Annotated in this window: 14 protein-coding genes, 1 tRNA gene and 1 pseudogene; 13 read left to right on the forward strand and 3 right to left on the reverse strand. The window is 39.0% G+C overall.

The window, feature by feature from the left end:
- Positions 1–131: 131 nt before the first annotated feature.
- Positions 132–674 (forward strand): histone, encoded by a 543-nt coding sequence (locus ACPT9C_RS06710; protein WP_042593393.1) that lies wholly within the window; start codon positions 132–134, stop codon positions 672–674.
- Positions 675–751: 77 nt separating this feature from the next.
- On the opposite strand, the gene tdeA is transcribed toward ACPT9C_RS06710, so the two are convergent.
- Positions 752–2116, reverse strand: coding sequence for a toxin/drug exporter TdeA (gene tdeA, locus ACPT9C_RS06715; RefSeq protein WP_042593394.1), 1365 nt, complete (start codon positions 2114–2116; stop codon positions 752–754).
- A 716-nt stretch (positions 2117–2832) separates the two neighbouring features.
- Here tdeA and glnS point away from each other — a divergent pair.
- The 9 genes from glnS (at position 2833) to ACPT9C_RS06760 (ending at position 17335) form a co-directional block, all read left to right on the forward strand.
- Positions 2833–4500: a glutamine--tRNA ligase gene (glnS, locus tag ACPT9C_RS06720; RefSeq protein WP_050949171.1), complete on the forward strand. Its 1668-nt coding sequence runs from the start codon at positions 2833–2835 to the stop codon at positions 4498–4500.
- Between the two features lie 77 nt (positions 4501–4577).
- Complete coding sequence (locus tag ACPT9C_RS06725; protein ID WP_050949172.1) at positions 4578–5030, forward strand: YcgN family cysteine cluster protein; 453 nt, start codon at positions 4578–4580, stop codon at positions 5028–5030.
- Positions 5031–5100: 70 nt separating this feature from the next.
- Positions 5101–7191, forward strand: a complete 2091-nt coding sequence (malQ, locus tag ACPT9C_RS06730; protein WP_050949173.1) for a 4-alpha-glucanotransferase — start codon at positions 5101–5103, stop codon at positions 7189–7191.
- A 9-nt stretch (positions 7192–7200) separates the two neighbouring features.
- A complete protein-coding gene (gene glgB, locus ACPT9C_RS06735) occupies positions 7201–9396 on the forward strand; it encodes a 1,4-alpha-glucan branching protein GlgB (RefSeq protein WP_050949174.1) in 2196 nt (731 codons plus the stop codon).
- A 147-nt stretch (positions 9397–9543) separates the two neighbouring features.
- On the forward strand, positions 9544–11523 hold the full coding sequence (gene glgX, locus ACPT9C_RS06740; protein ID WP_050949175.1) for a glycogen debranching protein GlgX: 1980 nt from the start codon (positions 9544–9546) through the stop codon (positions 11521–11523).
- A gap of 22 nt (positions 11524–11545) precedes the next feature.
- Positions 11546–12847: a glucose-1-phosphate adenylyltransferase gene (gene glgC / locus ACPT9C_RS06745; protein ID WP_050949176.1), complete on the forward strand. Its 1302-nt coding sequence runs from the start codon at positions 11546–11548 to the stop codon at positions 12845–12847.
- A 107-nt stretch (positions 12848–12954) separates the two neighbouring features.
- Complete coding sequence (glgA, locus tag ACPT9C_RS06750) at positions 12955–14385, forward strand: glycogen synthase GlgA (RefSeq protein ID WP_050949177.1); 1431 nt, start codon at positions 12955–12957, stop codon at positions 14383–14385.
- 246 nt (positions 14386–14631) lie between these two features.
- Entirely contained in the window at positions 14632–17097 is a 2466-nt protein-coding gene (locus tag ACPT9C_RS06755; RefSeq protein WP_050949178.1) for a glycogen/starch/alpha-glucan phosphorylase, read from the forward strand.
- A 67-nt stretch (positions 17098–17164) separates the two neighbouring features.
- Positions 17165–17335, forward strand: coding sequence for a DUF5384 family protein (locus tag ACPT9C_RS06760; protein ID WP_154685861.1), 171 nt, complete (start codon positions 17165–17167; stop codon positions 17333–17335).
- A 78-nt stretch (positions 17336–17413) separates the two neighbouring features.
- Here ACPT9C_RS06760 and ACPT9C_RS06765 read toward each other — a convergent pair.
- Positions 17414–18006 (reverse strand): annotated as a pseudogene (locus ACPT9C_RS06765) (IS1595 family transposase).
- A gap of 74 nt (positions 18007–18080) precedes the next feature.
- On the reverse strand, positions 18081–18854 hold the full coding sequence (gene fnr, locus ACPT9C_RS06770) for a fumarate/nitrate reduction transcriptional regulator Fnr (RefSeq protein ID WP_050949179.1): 774 nt from the start codon (positions 18852–18854) through the stop codon (positions 18081–18083).
- Positions 18855–19136: 282 nt separating this feature from the next.
- Here fnr and ACPT9C_RS06775 point away from each other — a divergent pair.
- From ACPT9C_RS06775 to rnm, 3 genes are all read left to right on the forward strand, one after another.
- Positions 19137–19222, forward strand: a tRNA-Leu gene (locus ACPT9C_RS06775).
- 230 nt (positions 19223–19452) lie between these two features.
- Positions 19453–20472 (forward strand): quinone-dependent dihydroorotate dehydrogenase, encoded by a 1020-nt coding sequence (gene pyrD / locus ACPT9C_RS06780; protein WP_050949180.1) that lies wholly within the window; start codon positions 19453–19455, stop codon positions 20470–20472.
- The gene (gene rnm / locus ACPT9C_RS06785; RefSeq protein ID WP_050949181.1) at positions 20472–21296 is read left to right on the forward strand and encodes an RNase RNM; all 825 of its coding nucleotides are present in this window, start codon (positions 20472–20474) and stop codon (positions 21294–21296) included. The genes pyrD and rnm overlap by 1 nt, the downstream gene beginning before the upstream one ends.
- Positions 21297–21347: the final 51 nt, after the last annotated feature.

The raw sequence follows: 21347 nt of genomic DNA on the forward strand, positions 1-21347 counted from the left end.
ATAAAGTAATCTTTTTAAAGAAAGGTAAAATTTTACTATTACTGTTTTTCTTTTTATGAAAATTCCCGTAAACTAAACTGCATCAAAGTAATAGGGCTTTGTAATAATCAAATTATTCTATGGAGAAAATAATGAAAAAATTAACATTAGCATTGGTTTTAGGTTCAGCTTTAGCCGTGACAGGTTGTTTTGATAAGCAAGAAGCAAAACAAAAAGTTGAGGATACGAAACAAACTGTAGCATCAGTCGCATCAGAAACAAAAGATGCTGCAGCTAATACAATGACTGAAGTAAAGGAAAAAGCACAGCAGCTTTCTACAGACGTGAAAAATAAAGTAGCAGAGAAAGTGGAAGATGCGAAAGAAGTAATTAAATCAGCAACAGAAGCAGCATCAGAAAAAGCAACTGAAATAAAAGAGGCGGTTTCAGAAAAAGCAAGTGAGATGAAAGAAGCTGCATCAGAAAAAGTAGGCGAAATGAAAGAAACAGCATCAGAAAAAGCAAGTGAGATGAAAGAAGCAGCATCAGAAAAAGCAACTGAAATAAAAGAGGCAGTTTCAGAAAAAGCAAGTGAGATGAAAGAAGCAGCATCAGAAAAAGCAAGTGAAATGAAAGAGGCGGTTTCAGAAAAAGCAACTCAAGCAGTAGATTCAGTGAAAGAAGCGACAAAATAATAGGTTTAATTTAAATAACAAAATCCCTGTTAAAGAAATTTAACAGGGATTTTTTATAGATTAATCCAATTTGATTTTTACAAATAATATCCCGCCATTGAGCTATATACCGCATTTTCACTTTGCAGCACTTGATATTTTGCATTCAAAATCGCAAGTTGTGATGATTTTTCCGTATTAGCTGCAACTAACCATTCGCGCAATTCGGATACGCCCGCATTATAGCGGTTTCGATAATATTGTGTGATACGCTGATTGTAACTATGGGTTTGCTGTAAATTACTTAATGTACTTTGCGCTTGGGTAAATGCGAAATAGTTGGTATCCACATTATTGAGAGCGGTGGTAATACGTTGTTCGTAATTTAAACGAGCTGTTTCATAGTCAGCTTCAGAAATTTTAACGTTCCATTTTACGGTGTTCCAATTTAAGAACGGTAGGCTAATTCCTACTGTGCCAGCAGCCACAGGGTTATGTAACGCCGTACCAACCGTGCTTGCTGTTGAAGAAAGGCTTGCACCTAAATTAACCTCTGGGAACCAACTTTTTTGAGTTGCTTTGGCATTTTTGAATGCACTGCTTAAACGGAATTGTGCTGCTTTTACATCAGGACGATTTGCAATTACAGACACAGGCACGTTTAAGTTTACGCCTGCTGTTTTCACATTCATAATATGTGGGAACGTGATATTTAATGCTTCATTTGGTTTTAGGTTGAGAAGATTACGCAGTGTTTGTTCTGCTGTTTTGCGTTGGGTTTCAAAATTTAATTTGTTATTACGTGCCGTTAATGTGGCTTGTTGTGCTTGATCAACGCTGGCTGTATCAGCCACGCCTTGCGCTAAACGCGTTTGCATAATATTGCCAATATCCGTGTAATATTTGATCGTTTCGTTGGTTGTGCTAATTGCATCATTTAAATAAGCAATTTGATAATAAGTTGTTACTACAGAATTGATTAATGATAAACGAGCCGATTCCATATCTTCTGCAGTTGCTTTGTGCGACCATTCCGCCGCATCAACAGTATTGGCCAAACGTTGCCACAGATCTAATGTATAGCTCACATTTAAAGAACCTTTGTGTGAAATGGCAGAGTTTGTACTGATATCAACTCGACGTTGTGCCGCAGATGAAGTTGAACCATTAAATGCAGGCACTAAATTTGCACCCACTAAATTCGCACTATAAAGCGCACGGTTTACCGCCACGGCTGCTTTAGCTAAATCTTTGTTGTTTATTAATGCTTGTTCTACTACGCGATTTAATTGCGCATCATCATATAACGACCACCAATTTTCTTTTACATTATATTGCTTGGTAATTTCTTCATATTGCTTGTAATCTTCAAGGCTTGCTTGATAAGAATCGCCAATATTGGCACATCCCACCAATGCACCAGATATCAACAAAGCAAGCGTGATATTTTTCATTTTAAACATTGAATTTTCCTTTCTACGAACTAAAAAGTGCGGATGATTTTAACCGCACTTTTTTATTTATAAAATAAATATTGTGACCATTATTTATAATGAACGTTTGTTCAGTGGCAGGTATTTTAAAGTTAAATAGTAGAATTTGCACGAAAAAAATTGTATTTCCTTTACATATCAATCTATTTAGCGTAAAGTCGCGCTTCTATTTATTTTAATGCTAGGAGTATATAAAATGTTTTATTGTAATTCTGCAAGCAAGCATAATCTTTTCTTTTCATCTGTCAAACTAACCACGGCAGCCTAACTTATCAGCAGTTTGCTGATATCTTCTCAAGCCTTTGCGGCAAATAACAATTCAATTAGTAGTAATTACGGCATTAAAGAGTTTGGGCATATAGCCTAATTATTGATCATTTAAAGAATAATACAATTAATAGTAAAAAAGCCGAAGAATTTACACTTTCAAGGATCCAGTTAAAAAACAGTAAAATTTCCTATCAAATGGGGGCTGGCTGGGTTTGGTAAGCTAAACTGCCAAAAAACTTACCGCACTTTTTGCATTTATACATCGCCACGATAATTTCGTGGCGGTTTTTTATGGCAAGTTTTTACAATCTTTTATTTAAATCCAGTATTTCTATGGCAAGAACAGGAGATGAACCTTTATTTTCCCTTAGATTTGTATAGAATAGCCAAATATTTTTTTATTTTAACGAGAGAAAATGATGACAGAGACATCTTTGGGTGCTGAAAATACTCGCACTCACAATTTTATTACCCAAATTATTGATGAAGATTTAGCTTCGGGTAAACATAAAAGCGTTCATACCCGTTTTCCGCCAGAGCCGAATGGCTATTTGCATATTGGTCACGCAAAATCTATTTGCTTGAATTTTGGCTTGGCAAAAGAATACCAAGGTTTATGTAACCTACGTTTTGACGATACCAATCCAGTAAAAGAAGACGTGGAATATGTAGATTCTATCAAAGCGGATGTGGAATGGTTAGGCTTTAAATGGGAAGGCGAACCGCGTTATGCGTCCGATTATTTTGATGCACTTTATAGCTATGCCATTGAATTAATTAAAAAAGGTTTGGCTTATGTTGATGAACTTTCGCCAGATGAAATGCGTGAATATCGTGGCACATTAACTGAAGCGGGTAAAAACAGCCCATATCGTGACCGCACTATTGAAGAAAACTTAGCTTTATTTGAAAAAATGAAAAATGGCGAATTTGCCGAGGGTAAAGCAAGTTTACGCGCAAAAATTGATATGGCATCGCCATTTATGGTCATGCGTGATCCTGTAATTTATCGTATTAAATTTGCCAGCCATCATCAAACAGGCGAAAAATGGTGCATTTACCCAATGTACGATTTTACTCACTGTATCTCTGATGCCATTGAGCGTATTACTCACTCGATCTGTACATTAGAATTCCAAGATAACCGTCGTTTATATGATTGGGTGTTGGAAAATATCAGTATTGAACGTCCATTACCGCATCAATATGAATTCTCACGTTTAAATTTAGAGGGTACATTAACTTCTAAACGTAAATTATTGAAATTAGTGAATGATGGCATTGTAGATGGTTGGAACGATCCGCGTATGCCAACCATTTCAGGTTTACGCCGTCGTGGTTATACACCTGCTTCGTTACGTGAATTCTGCCGTCGTATTGGTGTGACAAAACAAGATAACGTCGTAGAGTATTCTGCACTTGAAGCCTGCATTCGTGAGGATTTAAACGAAAATGCACCGCGTTCAATGGCAGTGATTGATCCTGTTCGTGTGGTAATTGAAAACTTTGAAGGCGTGGAAGTTTTAACTGCCCCAAATCATCCAAATCGTCCAGAATTAGGCGAGCGTCAATTGCCGTTTACGAAAGAGCTTTATATTGATCGTGCAGACTTCCGTGAGGAAGCGAACAAACAATATAAACGTTTAGTATTAGGCAAAGAAGTACGTTTACGTAATGCTTACGTGATTAAAGCTGAACGTGTTGAAAAAGATGCAAGTGGCGACATTACCACGATTTTCTGTACTTATGATCCTGAAACCTTAGGTAAAAATCCAGCAGATGGTCGCAAAGTAAAAGGGGTAATTCACTGGGTATCTGCAGTGCATAATCATCCAGCGGAGTTCCGTTTATACGAGCGTCTTTTCACCGTACCAAATCCAGGGGCTGAAGATGATATTGAAAGCGTATTAAATCCAAATTCTTTAGTGATAAAACAAGGTTTTGTAGAGCAAAGCTTGGCTGCTGCAGAAGCAGAGAAAGGTTATCAATTTGAACGTGAAGGTTATTTCTGTGCAGATAGTAAAGATAGCCGTCCTGAACATTTGGTGTTTAATTTAACGGTAAGTCTAAAAGAGGGCTTCTAATTTTAATCAACCAAGTGCGGTCAAAATAAATGTGATTTTGACCGCACTTTTTATTTGTATCAACTATGCAATCCAATATGCAACTTGAACCCAATTTCTGGCAAACAAAATCCCTGCTTGAAATGACTGAATCTGAATGGGAAGCCTTATGCGATGGCTGCGGAAAATGCTGTTATCGCAAATATATTCAAGGGCGAGGCAAACGCCAAAAACTTTATTACACTCGAATTGCTTGCAACCTTTTAGATGTGGAAACTGGAAAGTGCGGTAATTATTTAGAGCGTTTTAAAATTGAAACCGACTGCACCAAACTCACCAAAAAGAATTTACCTGATTTTCATTGGTTGCCTGATACTTGCGCTTATCGTTTGCTTTATGAAGGAAAAACGCTTCCCGAATGGCATCCGCTTATTTCAGGCTCTCCCCATTCTGTAAAAAATGCGGATATTTTGATTAAAAATGGTATCCACGAACGCGATGTGATTGATTGGTTTGAATTTATTATTGACGAAGATCACACTTTTAAATAAAGCCAGTTGTCATCACTTTCAGCTTAGCTATAATCCCTAACAAGAGTTATATAGTTGTGATGTGGTGTCTATGCAAATCTCGGATTCTCTCAAACAAAAAGCGGAAAAATGCGGTATCGCGCTTTCTCATTATGATATTGATGGACATCTTATTTTCGCGAATGAAAAGACGGTTTCAACTTTTGTTGAGCTTTTGCAGCCTCCGCCAAAAACGAAAGGACAGTTTGACGATGTACTGGCTGCATTTGAAAATGAACCGATTGATTATCGACTAAATCGTCTAGATTTGCCACCATCTGTGGAATATCGTTATCAGCTGATTGATGAATCTAATGCTATTCTGTTGGAAAAAACACTTTCAAATTTATCCGCACTTTCCCTGCCTCCACTTCCTTTTGGCTATTATCAATTATCTATTTTTTCTGATACTGAACAGTACAGCGTTCGTTTACTTATTTCCCCTAAAACAGCGTTTCAACCACCCGTATTAAAAAATAAAAAAGTATGGGGCGTGAATGTGCAACTTTACAGTTTACGCTCAGAACAAAACTGGGGCATTGGCGATTTTGGCGATTTGGCCTATTTGATTGAACAAAGTGCAAAATTAGGCGCAGATTATGTGGGAATTAATCCATTACATTTGCCGTATCCTGCTGTGCCAAAATGGGCAAGCCCTTATAGTTCATCTTCTCGTCGTTGGTTGAATTTTTTATATTTAGCCATTCCTGATTTACCCGAATTTAAGCGTTGTCGTTCAGTGCAAAATTGGTTTAAGCGTGAGGATATTCAAGAAAAAATTGGTAATTTACGTAAAAGTGATTGCGTCGATTATTCTTCAATTTTGGCTTTAAAATTAACCGCACTTGAGCTTCTATTTGATTTCTTTCAACGTAGTCAATCCGCTGAAATTGTGACACGTCGAAAAATCTTTGCAGATTATTTAAAAAGCAAAGGGGAACCTTTATTGTTACAGGGCTTATTTAATGTCTTGGATTTACAAGAACACGCTGATCATCAAGCAGATGAAAATACCATCGGTTGGCTTGGCTGGCGTAAGGAATGGCAACATTTAAGTGCGGAAAAAAGAAAAGCCTTATTAAAAACACATCAGGATAAAATCCAGTTTTTTGCTTGGTTGCAATGGCTTTCGGAAGAACAACTTTCCGCATTACAAAATCTTTGTAAACAATTTGGTATGACGTTGGGGATTTATGGCGATTTAGCGGTGAATAGTTCTCGTGGTAGTGCTGATGTATGGAGCGATCCTGATTTATATTGTGTAAATGCCTCTACTGGCGCGCCACCCGATCCGTTAGGCCCTGTCGGGCAAAATTGGAATTTGCCACCTTATAATCCAACAGTGCTAAAAGCACGTGGCTTTGCACCATTTATCGATATGCTACGTGCCAATATGCAATATTTCGGTGTGCTACGCATCGATCATGTTATGGGCTTATTCCGTTTGTGGTGGATTCCAGAAGGAAAAACCGCGGCTGATGGCGCTTATGTTCATTATCCTTTTGATGAATTAATGGCGATTCTTGCTATTGAAAGTGTACGCAATGAATGTTTGATTATTGGTGAAGATCTCGGCACCGTGCCTGATGAAGTGCGGTGGAAATTAAACGAGTTTCAAATTTTCTCTTATTTTGTATTGTATTTTGCCCAACGAAATGGCGAATTTCCTCGTATATCTGATTATCCTCGAAATGCTTATGCCACTATTGGTACACATGATGTTCCCTCATTACAAAGTTTTTGGCATTGCCGTGATTTAGAATTATTTAATCAACTTGGTATTCTGAATGGGGAAGTGCTCAAGCAAAAATACGATCAACGTGTTATGGATAAACAAGCCTTATTAAATAGTTTACATCGTGATAATTATTTACCACCGCATTATGAAGGCGATGCGCTTTCTATGGCGATGCACGATCATTTAAACAGAATGATCCATCATTATTTAGCAGAAAGTAACAGCCGATTGATTGGTGTACAATTAGAAAATTTACTTAGCCAAGAAATCAGTTTTAATTTGCCGGGTACTTCAAATGAATATCCAAACTGGTGCAAGAAACTTGCTCAACCGTTAGCGTTTATTTTTAACAATGAAGCTTTAAAAACGTTCTTTGTGCAAATTAACCAAGGGCGAAATGTATAAGGAGTAAATATGACAACCGCAGTAACACAAGCAATTATTGATGGTTTTTTTGATGCGAGCAATGGCGATCCTTTTGCTACGCTTGGTATGCACGAAACAGAGCAAGGAATTGAAATCCGTACGTTGTTGCCAGATGCCAGTCGCGTTGTGGTGATTGAGCGTGAAAGTGGAAAAGAAATAACGGAACTTGATTGTGTCGATGAGCGTGGCTTTTTTGTTGGTGTTATTCCAAATTGTCGTCATTTTTTTGCTTATCAATTACAGGTTTTTTGGGGAAATGAATCGCAAATAGTCGAAGATCCTTATCGTTTTCATCCTATGATTGATGATTTAGAGCAATGGCTACTTTCTGAAGGTTCTATGCTTCGTCCGTATGAAGTGCTTGGTGCGCATTTTATGGAATGTGATGGTGTGAGCGGGGTGAATTTCCGCTTATGGTCGCCTAATGCAAGATGCGTTTCTATTGTGGGCGATTTCAACTATTGGGACGGTCGCCGCCACCCAATGCGTTTCCACCCGAAAAGCGGTGTGTGGGAACTATTCCTACCGAAAGTTTGTCTTGGTCAGCTGTATAAATTTGAATTGATTGATTGCTTTGGAAACTTGCGTTTGAAAGCCGATCCTTATGCGTTTAGTTCGCAGCTTCGCCCAGATACGGCTTCACAAGTCAGTGCCTTGCCAAATGTGGTGGAAATGACCGAAGCACGCAAAAAAGCCAATCAAGGCAACCAACCTATTTCTATTTATGAAGTGCATTTAGGATCTTGGCGTCGTAATTTAGAAAACAATTTTTGGCTAGATTACGATCAAATTGCTGATGAATTAATTCCTTATGTAAAAGAGATGGGCTTTACCCACATTGAATTTTTGCCGCTTTCTGAATTTCCGTTTGATGGTTCTTGGGGTTATCAACCACTTGGACTTTATTCGCCAACCAGTCGCTTTGGTTCGCCTGAGGCATTTCGCCGTTTAGTAAAACGTGCTCACGAAGCAGGCATCAACGTGATTTTAGATTGGGTGCCAGGGCATTTCCCAAGTGATACCCATGGTTTAGTCGCGTTTGATGGTACAGCCTTGTATGAACATGAAGACCCTCGCGAAGGCTATCATCAAGATTGGAATACCTTGATTTATAACTATGGACGTAATGAGGTCAAAAATTTCTTATCCAGTAATGCACTGTATTGGCTTGAACGCTTTGGTGTAGATGGTATTCGCGTGGATGCTGTGGCTTCGATGATTTACCGCGATTACAGCCGTGCGGAAGGGGAGTGGATTCCAAACCAATATGGCGGACGTGAAAATTTAGAAGCCATCGATTTTTTAAAACATACCAACTGGAAAATTCACAGTGAAATGGAGGGGGCAATTTCTATTGCGGAAGAATCAACTTCTTTTGCAGGCGTAACTCACCCAAGCGAAAACGGTGGATTAGGTTTTAATTTCAAATGGAATATGGGCTGGATGAACGATACGCTCGCCTATATGCAGCTTGACCCAATTTACCGCCAATATCATCACAACAAAATGACCTTTGGAATGGTGTATCAATATAGCGAAAATTTTGTGCTGCCACTTTCTCACGATGAAGTGGTTCACGGTAAATATTCACTTCTTGGCAAGATGCCGGGCGATACGTGGCAAAAATTCGCTAACTTACGTGCATATTACGGTTATATGTGGGGCTACCCAGGCAAAAAATTGCTCTTTATGGGTAATGAATTTGCTCAAGGCAGAGAATGGAATTACGAAGAAAGTTTGGACTGGTTCTTGCTTGATGAAAATATTGGCGGAGGCTGGCACAAAGGCGTGTTGAAGCTGGTTAAAGACCTTAATCAAATTTATCAAAAAAATCGACCGCTCTTTGAACTCGACAACTCCCCAGAAGGTTTTGATTGGCTTGTCGTTGATGATGCGGCAAATTCTGTGTTCGCTTTTGAACGTCGCAGTTCAAACGGAGAACGCATTATTGTCGTCAGTAACTTTACCCCTGTGCCTCGCTACGACTACCGCATTGGTGTGAATATTGCGGGCGAATATGAAGAAATTTTGAATACCGATTCAATGTACTATCAAGGCTCTAACGTGGGCAATTTTGGTTGTGTCGCAAGTGAAAATATTGAAAGCCACGGACGAGAAAATTCGATTTCAGTGTCCATTCCGCCGTTAGCAACAGTTTATTTGAGATTGAAATCAGTAGAGTAATCCGTGGGTATAAATATCCCCACGGTTAAGCATAGAAGTTCCCATTTGGAGAACCAAATAGCGGAATAGAATAGCAAATTACAACCCCAAAGGGGTTGGATTATAACTAACTTAGGGTAAGTTATTACCCTAGGAACAACGAAAGATATGTTTACGATTTACAACAACGGCAATCCTATTCCAATGGGATACTCACAAGCGGTCGAAAACAACGTGCAAATTACCAATTTCGCTCTGTTTTCCGCTGCGGCAATAGGCATCGAACTTTGCCTTTTTGACGAACAAAACCAAGAAACCCGTTTGCCAATGGTGCGTACTGGAAATGTGTGGCATTTGGCGGTAACTGGCGTGAAAACTGGTACGGAATATGGCTTTCGTATTCACGGCGAATTTGCCAATCCGCAGAAATTGATACTCGATCCCTATGCGAAAGCCGTGAATGGTAAACCTGATTTAAGTAACGAAGAAAGTCGTTCTTGGTTCTTGCTTTCGGATAATCGCGACAACGCACATCTTGCCCCAAGAGCGGTTGTGATTTCGGAAGATTTTGATTGGGAAAATGATTCCTCCCCCAATACGCCTTGGGCTGAAACTATTGTGTATGAATTACATGTTAAAGGGTTTAGCCAGTTAAACGAGAAAATCCCCGCGGCGTTGCGTGGTACTTATGCGGGATTAGCTCATCCTGTGAACTTGGCGTATTTGAAAGAGTTAGGCATAACTGCAGTGGAGTTGCTGCCTGTCAATTTCCATATCAATGAACCACACTTACAGGCACGAGGCTTACAAAATTATTGGGGATACAATCCCTTAGCTATGTTTGCGGTGGAACCTAAATATGCGGCAACAGATAATCCATTAGCTGAATTTAAAGCGATGGTGAAGGAGTTTCACAAAGCGAGTATTGAAGTTATTTTAGACGTGGTATTTAACCATTCTGCAGAATCAGAGCAAACTTATCCAACATTCTGCCAGCGTGGTATTGATGATCAAACTTACTATTGGCGCAACGACAACGGGCATTACATTAACTGGACAGGCTGCGGCAATATGCTCAATTTATCCTCTGATGTAGGGCGAAAATGGGTGGTGGATTGTTTACGTTATTGGGTGGAGCAATGCCACGTTGATGGTTTTCGTTTTGATTTAGCCTCTGTTTTAGGGCGTGATACGCCTGATTTCAACGCGTCAGCTCAGCTTTTTACAGATATTAAAAATGAGCCAAGTTTACAAAATATTAAATTGATTGCCGAGCCTTGGGATATTGGGCATTACGGTTATCAAGTCGGCAATTTCCCAAGTTATTTTGCCGAATGGAACGACCGCTTCCGTGATGATTTATGTCGTTTCTGGCTGTGGAAAAGTGGCGAAATTGGTGCATTTACTGAACGCTTTGCAGGTTCTAGCGATTTATTTAAGAAAAATGACCGTTTGCCACATACTACACTTAATTTTATTACTGCCCACGATGGTTTTACGCTTAAAGATTTAGTGAGTTACAACCAAAAACATAATGAAGCGAATGGCGAAGAAAATCGTGATGGTCGCAATGAAAATTACAGTTACAACCACGGCATAGAGGGTTCGACTGAAAATCTTGCTGAGCCGCAAAAAAGTGCGGTGGAAAATAACCGCACTTTTGCACAAAGCGGATTATTAATGAGTTTATTGCTTGCAAATGGTACACCTATGTTATTGGCTGGCGATGAGTTCGGTAATACCCAATATGGTAATAACAATGCCTATTGCCAAGATAACGAGATTACTTGGCTTAAATGGGCAGAATTTAACACAGCATTATTTGAACTGACCAAGCAAACGATTGCACTTCGTAAGCAAATTGGCAGTTTAAACCAAGATCAATGGTGGTCGGATGAGAATGTACAATGGCTTAATATTGCAGGAGAACCGATGACAGTTGAAGATTGGCAAAATCAACAAACCAAAGCATTACAGGTAGTTTTAGATAATCGTTGGCTTTTGTTGATTAATGCCAAAGCCGAAGGTCAGGTGTTTCACTTGCCTAATGGGAAATGGAAGCCCCAAATCGGTACACATAATGTAACCCTTGAAGCACAACAAGCCGAAATTTATTCAATGGGCTTTTGTATGCTGAATGACGAATAACAATAAGACTATGGAGATCCTTATGAAATATGGCGACCTTAACAAATATGATTTAGTTAAAAACACTTTGGTGCTTGTTCTCGCAGGTGGACGTGGTTCACGTTTACACGAATTGACAGATAAACGTGCAAAACCAGCTCTTTATTTTGGTGGTAATCGTCGCATTATCGATTTCGCACTTTCTAACTGCATTAACTCAGGTTTAAACCGTATTGGCGTAGTAACCCAATATGCGGCACACTCCTTGCTTCGTCATTTGCAAACAGGCTGGTCTTTTTTGCCACAAGAGAGAGGGGAATTTGTCGATATGTTGCCAGCTCGTCAGCAAATTGACGATTCTACTTGGTATCGTGGCACGGCGGATGCGGTATATCAAAATATGGCTATTATTAAAAATCACTATCGCCCGAAATATATTTTGATCTTAGCAGGCGACCATATTTACAAACAAGATTACAGTGTGATGTTAATGGATCACGTCAATAGTGGGGCGAAATGTACCGTTGGTTGCATTGAAGTGCCACGTTCTGAGGCTCACGAATTTGGTGTGATGGCAGTAAACGAAAACTTGAAAGTGAAAGCCTTTGTGGAAAAACCGAAAGATCCGCCAGTCATGGTGGGCAAACCTGATGTTTCGCTTGCCTCAATGGGGATTTATGTATTTGATGCTGATTATCTTTATAAAATGCTTGAGCAGGAAGTTAATACCCCACAAACTAGCCACGATTTCGGTAAAGATGTGTTGCCAAAATGTTTAGAAGAAGGCACGCTTTATGCTCACCCATTCAGCCGTTCTTGTATGGGACGCAACACCGAAGGCGAAATTTACTGGCGTGATGTAGGGACGCTTGATAGTTTCTGGCAATCCAATATCGATTTAGTCTCTGAAAATCCACAATTAGATATTTATGACCAAAACTGGCCAATTCGTGGTAATCCTATTCAGGCTTATCCATCAAAATTTTTCTACAAACACTCCAATATGCATCCAGTGGATAACTCACTTATCGGCGGCGGTTGTGTGATTACCGATGCTTCGATCAGCAATTCTGTGTTATTCGACCACATTAAAATTGACGCATTTTCAAAAGTGGATCACTGCGTGGTGTTACCACAAGTTAAAATCGGCAAAAATTGTGTGTTGAAAAATTGTATTATCGATCGTGAATGCGAAATTCCTGATGGTATGCAAATTGGTGTGGATATAGAAGAAGATAAAAAACGCTTCCGTATTAGCTCAACAGGCAAAGTCATTCTTGTAACCCCGAAAATGCTAAAGAAACTTGAGGGACACGAGATTGAAGAAGATGGGCATTTAGATTAGTTAGGAAAAATGCGGTCAAAATTGACCGCACTTTCTGAAACCCCTCTTTAGCAAAGAGAGGGGCTGATCGAGCGTTATTCATATTTATAGGGAAAATAAAGAACTCAATGAAAATACTACATGTTTGCTCGGAACTCTATCCGCTATTAAAAACAGGCGGGCTTGCCGATGTTTTAGGGGCATTACCCCAAGCACAAAACCAAATCGGGTTGGATGCTCGCGTTTTATTGCCTGCTTATCCTGCAATTACAGCAGGTATTCCGAATACCCAAGTGGTTGCCGAATTTGACAACTTCGCTGGGCACGTGGTGTTGCGTTATGGAGAATATAACGGTGTCGGGATCTATTTGATTGACGCACCGCACTTATACGGTCGCGAAGGCAATCCTTACCACAATGCCTATTACAATGACTACGGTGACAATTACAAACGTTTTGCTTTGCTCGGTTGGGTGGGGGCAGAATTAGCCACTGGTTTAGACAGCTGGTGGCGTGCAGAAGTGGTACACGCTCACGATTGGCACGCTGGCTTATGTGCAGCATATCTGTTCAACAAAGGCCGCCCTGCGAAATCGGTGTTCACTATTCATAACTTGGCATATCAAGGGCAATTTTCTTATCATCATTTATACGAAATTGGTTTGCCTGCGGGAATGTTTAATGTGGACGGTTTGGAGTTATTCGGGCAAATTTCTTATTTAAAATCAGGCTTGTTCTATTCTGATGCAAGCACGGCGGTAAGCCCAACTTATGCAGAAGAAATCACGACACCTGAATTTGCCTATGGTTTGCAAGGCTTGCTTTCTGGCTTAAAAGCTCAAGGTCGTTTGGTGGGGATTTTAAACGGCGTGGACGAAAATATTTGGCATCCGAACGTGGATCAATACATTCCGCACCATTACAAACTGAAATATATGGCAGGCAAAAAGAAAAACAAAGCTGAATTGCAAGCGTATTTCAATTTGCCACAAGATAAATCTGCCTTGGCATTTGTGATGGTGACCCGTTTAACCGAGCAAAAAGGTGTCGATTTATTAATCGAAAGTGCAGACGAAATCGTCAAACAAGGCGGACAGTTGATGATTTTAGGCTCTGGTGCACCGCACTTGGAACAAGGCATTCGCGATCTTGCCGCCCAATATCCAGAAAATATTGCGGTAAAAATCGGCTATGATGAAGCCCTTTCACATTTAATGGTCGCAGGTGGCGATGTGATTTTAGTGCCAAGCCGTTTCGAGCCTTGTGGCTTAACCCAACTTTATGGTTTGCAATATGGCACACTTCCACTTGTTCGTAAAACGGGTGGTTTGGCAGATACGGTGGTGGATAGCACTTCAGAAAGTATCAAAGCTCGCACTGCAACAGGTTTTGTGTTTGAAAGTGCAACGCCTGAAGCTCTCCGCCATTGCTTGCAACGCGCCTTTGCCTTATGGCAAAAACTGCGTGCGTGGGCGATGGTTCGCACGGACGCAATGGAACAAGACTTCAGCTGGCGTAAGGCTGCAGAGCAATATAGAACGCTTTATGAACGCTTGTAGTTTTATTCGTAAACTTTCTTAACAATCACACCGCTTGTGTAAGAATCTTTTGCAAGCGGTGTGATTGTGCTTGTTTTTTACAAAGATAAGCATAAAATTCGAACTACTTTTGTAGGCTGTGTGAACAACATTCACGCACTCAAAGAGCGGTCAAATTTTGATTGATTTTTGCAAACGTGCGTAAATTTTGAAAATTCATACACCCTACGTTAATCATTTCTTAGCATTCTAATAGAGGTTTTACCTATGATAATGGATAACTTTGATTCTCCATTCCAATATAATCGTCCTGAAATGACCGTTGAAGCGATTAAAAAATCAATCGTTTACAAACTCATTTTCTTAATCGGTCGCTCTCCACGTGAAGCCAGCCAACGCGATTGGCTAAATGCAACACTCCACGCTGTGCGTGATTTAGTAACAGAGGGTTGGATCACTACTGCTCGCCAAACTCGAGCAGAAGATTCTCGCCGTGTTTACTACCTTTCAATGGAATTTTTAATCGGGCGTACGCTTTCTAATGCAATGATTGCAGAAGGCATTTATGGATTAGCACAGGAAGCACTTTCTGAATTAAATGTGGATTTAGAAGAAGTTTTAGAAAAAGAAGTAGATCCAGGCTTGGGTAATGGCGGTTTAGGTCGTCTAGCGGCGTGCTTTATGGATTCTATTGCAACCCTTGGTTTACCAGGTATGGGCTACGGTATTCGTTATGAATATGGTATGTTCCGCCAAAAAATTGAAAACGGTCAGCAAGTAGAACGCCCAGATGCGTGGCTTGAAAAAGGAGCGCCTTGGGAATTTATTCGTCCATCAAAACGTTTTACTATAGAATTTGGCGGAAACATTCATTTCGAAGGCAAAAAATGTATTTGGCAAGATACCGAAAAAGTGACCGCACTTGCTTACGATCAAATGATTCCAGGTTATCAAAATAATTCTGCTGCGACATTACGTTTATGGTCGGCACACGCAGGGGAAGTGTTTAACCTTGCCGACTTCAACCGTGGCGAACATTTAGCCGCATTAGAAGAACACTCCGCAAATAAAAACTTATCACGCGTGCTTTACCCTGATGATTCTACGTGGAATGGTCGCGAATTGCGTTTACGTCAAGAGTATTTCTTAGTCTCTGCATCACTTCAAGATATTTTACGCCGTCACAAACGCACCCACGATAGCCTTGAAAACTTGGCGGATAAAGTGGCGATTCACTTAAACGATACCCACCCAGCGTTAGCGATTCCTGAATTAATGCGTATTTTAGTGGATGATGAAGGTTTTGAATGGAAAAAAGCGTGGGAGATGACGCGTAACATTTTCTCTTATACTTGCCATACCCTTATGTCAGAAGCATTAGAAACTTGGCCAGTGGAAATGATGGCGAAAATCTTACCGCGTCATTTACAGATGATTTTTGAAATTAACGATCACTTCTTAGAATATGTCCGCACTTATGTGACGACTGACAACGATTTTATCCGCCGTGTTTCTCTTATCGAAGAAGGCTACCAACGCAAAGTGCGTATGGGCTGGCTATCCGTGGTAGGTTCACACAAAATCAACGGGGTTGCTGAAATCCATTCCGATTTAATGGTGACTTCAACCTTTGCAGATTTCGCTCGTATTTTCCCAGAACGCTTTACCAACGTAACAAACGGTATCACACCGCGTCGTTGGTTAGCCGTGGCGAACCCACAATTAGCCGCATTGTTTGATAAATATATCGGCTCAGAATGGCGTTGCGATTTAAGCCAAATCGAAAAACTCAAACCGTTCGCACAAGAAAAAGCATTTAAAGAGGCTGTCGCTGACATTAAATTTGCTAATAAAGTGAAATTGGCGGAATACGTAAAACGCGAGTTAGGGGTAGAGCTTGATCCGCACGCTTTATTTGATGTTCAAGTAAAACGTATTCACGAATACAAACGCCAAATGTTGAACGTGTTGCATATTATCGCTCGCTACAATGAAATGCTTGCCAACCCTGAAAAAGATTGGCAACCTCGCGTATTTATTCTAGCAGGTAAAGCGGCTTCAGCTTATTATGCGGCGAAACAAACCATTCACTTAATCAATGATGTGGCAAATGTAATCAACAACGATGAACGTTTGAAAGGCCGCTTGAAAGTAGTGTTTATTCCAAATTACAGCGTAAGCCTTGCACAGCTTATCATTCCAGCAGCAGATATTTCAGAGCAAATCTCCCTTGCAGGCACAGAGGCTTCTGGAACTAGTAATATGAAATTTGCCTTAAATGGCGCATTGACACTCGGTACACTTGACGGTGCAAACGTGGAGATCTTGGAAAACGTGGGTGAAGATAACATCTTTATTTTCGGTAACACTGTGGAACAAGTGGAACAACTTCGTCGAGAAGGGTATCGATCATTTGAATACTACCAGAATGATGCTCAATTACGCACAGTTGTGGATCAAATTATTGAAGGTAAATTCTCACCAGAAGATCCTCAGCGTTATCATCAACTATTACAAGGCTTGCAATACCACGATTATTATCAAGCTTTTGCTGATTTCCGCAGTTATGTAGAAACTCAAAAAGCCATAGATGAAAAATATAAACAACGCGACCAATGGATTGAAAGCACCATCCAAAATATCGTGAATATGGGCTTCTTCTCGTCTGACCGCACGATTAAAGAGTACTCAGATAGAATTTGGAAAGTTGAGCCTGTTCAATTAGGTGATTAATTTTATATTCATAGCCAATAAATAAATTATCTGCATCAAGCTCGAGTTTGATGCAGATTTTTTTGGAGTGTTAGTTACAAAGAAAATTACATTAAATTTTAAGCCAAAAATTAAAGGGAGCAAGTTGATATTAGCTCGTAAAAAAGCTAGTGTAAACTGTGAAGATGATTTTATTGAGCAAGAATTAAAAAGAAAGTCAGCTAAAACAGATGTTATCCAGTCAGATATCAGCACGTAATATTTCCAGTGGAACTAAAAAAGCTTAGACTAGGGCTTGTAAATATCACACTGTTTTTCAGTATTTTAACAGCTCTTTTTATGTACTAAACTGAAACTTACATTTTCAAGAATAAAGAAAAATATTTTGGTAGATTTCATTATATTTTCGGAGTAATCGCTTAGTTTGATTCTAAAAAATTTCTATTTTATTAATATGATTTTATTTCACGGCAAATAACATAGAATAATTAACTAATTTGTGAATTAAATTCTATTGTATTAAGAGAGTAATAATTACAACCAAATATCATACAACCCCAGCTATCAAGCTTGATTTTCTTTATAATCACGAGAATTAACGTTTCTGATTTTGTATTTTCTACTACGAATGTAAACACTTTCCCCGTTATTTTAGCAAACCACATATGACTACTTTTACAGCATTGCCTATTTTCTATTTTTCTTTTATAGTGACGTTCAAAATAACTCCCATCCATCTTATATCACCGTCAAAAATTTATTCAAGTGCTAAATAGTTCAATAACAAGCCTAATTATATGATAAAACAGATTTGTTGTATCAGGCTGTATACCAAGCAAGTTTGTAGTAGTTACCGTAGTAGTTTCAGCCAAAAAATTAAAATAATTTTTTCTGTAAAAATTTCTTTAATTTATAATGAATTATTTTTATTTCTGCAGTGTATAATTGATTTACAACTTTATTTTATAAAAAATAAAAAAAGGCGTGATACTCACGCCTTAAATTTATTCAACTAATGTAATTTTTGTTTTATTCGTACCGGTTAATTCAATTAAACCATTTAAATCATTGATTGTAATATATTTGCCTTGTACGCTAATAACACCGAGTTTTTGAAAGCGACCTAATAAGCGGCTGATGGTTTCTACTGTTAAACCTAGATAATTGCCAATATCGCCACGTGTCATCGTTAAACGAAATTCTTTTGCTGAAAAACCTCGAGCAGAATAGCGTTTAGAAAGATTATGAATAAAAGCAGCCAAACGTTCTTCTGCATTCATTTTAGATAGCAATAAAATCATTTCTTGATCACTTTTGATTTCACTGCTCATCAAACGTAAAATTTGTTGGCGTAATTTTGGCATTTTTCCTGCCAAATCATCTAAAATATCAAAAGGAATTTCACATACCATAGCCGTTTCTAGAGCTTGCGCAAAACTAGGATGTTGCATTTGAGTAATGGCATCAAAACCAATTAGGTCACCGGGCAAATGAAATGAAGTAATTTGTTCTTCGCCAGATTCACTAATCGTATAGCTTTTTATTGTGCCAGAACGAATAGCATAAATTGAATTGAGAGAATCTCCTGCTTTAAACAATACTTGAGACTTTTGAATCGGTTTTTTTCTCTCTATGATATTATCAAGCTGATCTAATTCTTGTTCATTTAAGGTAAAAGGAATACAAAGCTCACTAATACTGCAATCCTGACAATGAATTGCACAACCGCCTGATTGAATTTTGCGCCCTGATTTAGCTTCTGCAACGAAATTTTTCATGTACGCCTCAAATATTGAAAAAATAGTGTAAAATTGATCTAACGCAAATATTCTACCACTAATTAGTCAGATTAAGAAGAGTAAAGCATTATGGCAGCTGAAAAATTAACAAAAAAACGTTTAGCTCAAATTTTAATTATGTTGTGCATTTTAATTATTGCATTTGTTTGGCGATATTTTTAGAAAACAGAAAATTCTTGCTTATTTTTAAAACAAATGGATTATTTTTAATAAATTTTGCTTGTCACATTCTTATATATACGTATAATTCAACCCCATTAAGCCTGGGTGGCGAAATTGGTAGACGCAGCGGATTCAAAATCCGCCGTTGAATAAACGTGTCGGTTCGAGTCCGACCCTAGGCACCATAAAAATAAAACTAGCCGTGTTAATTGCGGTTTTTTTATACATAATTAAAATGTATTAATGCTCGTGTAGAGCTTAATTTTGCAATATTTTTCCTTAATTATTTCTATATTTCTTTATTATTTGCACATCATCTTTGTTCCTCGTAGAATACGAACAATCTTTCCCTTAAAGTGCGGTGAAAATTAACCGCACTTTTCTTACAGTAAACTATCCTGAGAGATAAACGAGTATGTATCAATTATTCCGTCACGGCATTTTCCAAATGGATGCTGAAAAGGCTCATAATTTCACGATTCAATGCTTGAAATTAGCTGGTAATCCTTTATTTCAACCGATCTTAAAATCTCTTATTCATGCTCCCAAAGGCTTTCCGAAAACAGTAATGGGTGTGAATTTTCCTAATCCTATTGGATTGGCGGCTGGGGCGGATAAAAATGGTGATGCGATTGATGGTTTCGGTGTATTGGGTTTCGGTTTTCTCGAAGTAGGAACTGTTACGCCCGTTGCACAAGATGGGAATGTAAAGCCACGTCAGTTTCGTTTAATTGAAGCTGAAGGCATTATTAACCGTAATGGCTTTAATAATAATGGCATAGACTATCTTATAGAAAATGTGAAAAACGCCCGTTATAAAGGCGTGATTGGTATCAATATTGGTAAAAATAAATTCACGCCTTTAGAACAAGGCAAAGATGATTATATTTTCTGTTTGAACAAAGCCTATAACTACGCAGGTTACATTACGGTGAATATTTCATCCCCCAATACACCAGATTTGCGTCAGTTACAATATGGTGATTATTTCGATGACTTATTGCGAAGCATCAAGGATCGTCAGGCTATTTTGGCAAACCAATATAATAAATATGTGCCGATTGCGGTAAAAATTGCACCAGATTTAACAGAAAGCGAATTAGTGCAAATTGCGGATACGTTGCTTCGTCATAAAATGGATGGGGTTATTGCAACGAATACCACGGTTTCTCGTGATACGGTTATGGGGATGAAAAATGCGGAGCAGCAAGGCGGATTAAGTGGAAAGCCGTTACAGCATAAAAGTACAGAGGTTATTAAGCGATTACATCAAGAACTGAAAGGTCAGATTCCCATTATTGGTAGCGGTGGCATTGATGGGTTGCAAAATGCGCAAGAGAAAATTGAGGCTGGTGCCGAGTTGTTGCAAGTTTATTCAGGATTGATTTATCACGGTCCAAAATTAGTAAAAGATTTAGTAAAAAATATTAAATAATGACAAAAAAATACGACTTACATTGTCACAGCACCGCATCAGATGGGGTATTAAGTCCAACTGAATTAGTCCAGCGTGCTTATGCGCAAGGCGTGAACGTGTTGGCATTATGCGATCACGATACGATTGCAGGTATTGATGAAGCACAGATAGCAGCTAAAGAAGTAGGCATTGAATTAATTACTGGAGTAGAAATTTCCACAAATTGGGAAGGGCGAGGGATCCATATTGTAGGATTAAACTTCGATAAAACTCATCCCAAAATGACCGCACTTTTGCAAAGCCAAAAAGCATTACGTGAAAAAAGAGCGGTGGAAATTGGCGATAAATTAGAAAAAGCAGGTATTCCTAATGCTTATGAAGGTGCGAAAGCTTTAGCCAATGGCGAAGTGACGCGTGCTCATTACGCGCGTTATTTGGTGCAGATTGGTAAGGTATCTAATGATGGTCAGGCCTTTAAACGCTATTTAGGGCAAGGAAAACCAGCATTTGTCAAAGCAGAATGGACAGATATTCCCACGGCGATTGATATAATCCATGCCGCAGGCGGTATAGCCGTTATTGCCCATCCGTTACGTTATAACATGACGGGGAAATGGGTGCGTAAGCTGATAACCGATTTTAAGGCTTGGGGCGGTGATGGCATGGAAATGGCGGATTGTGGTCAGACAAAAGATCAACGTCAAATGCTTGCTCGTTGGGCAAAAGAATTTGATCTGCTGGGATCCGTTGGCTCCGATTTTCATTTCCCTTGTGGCTGGATTGAGTTAGGAAAAAATTTAGATTTAGTTGGGGGCGTTATCCCAGTTTGGGAAAAATTTTAACAAGCCATAATGTATAAATACCTGTTTCCTTGATTATAAAATTTATTTGGA

It is taken from the genome of Haemophilus sp. HN_Hi16 (assembly GCF_049823435.1).
In the GTDB taxonomy this organism is placed as follows: domain Bacteria; phylum Pseudomonadota; class Gammaproteobacteria; order Enterobacterales; family Pasteurellaceae; genus Haemophilus; species Haemophilus influenzae_D.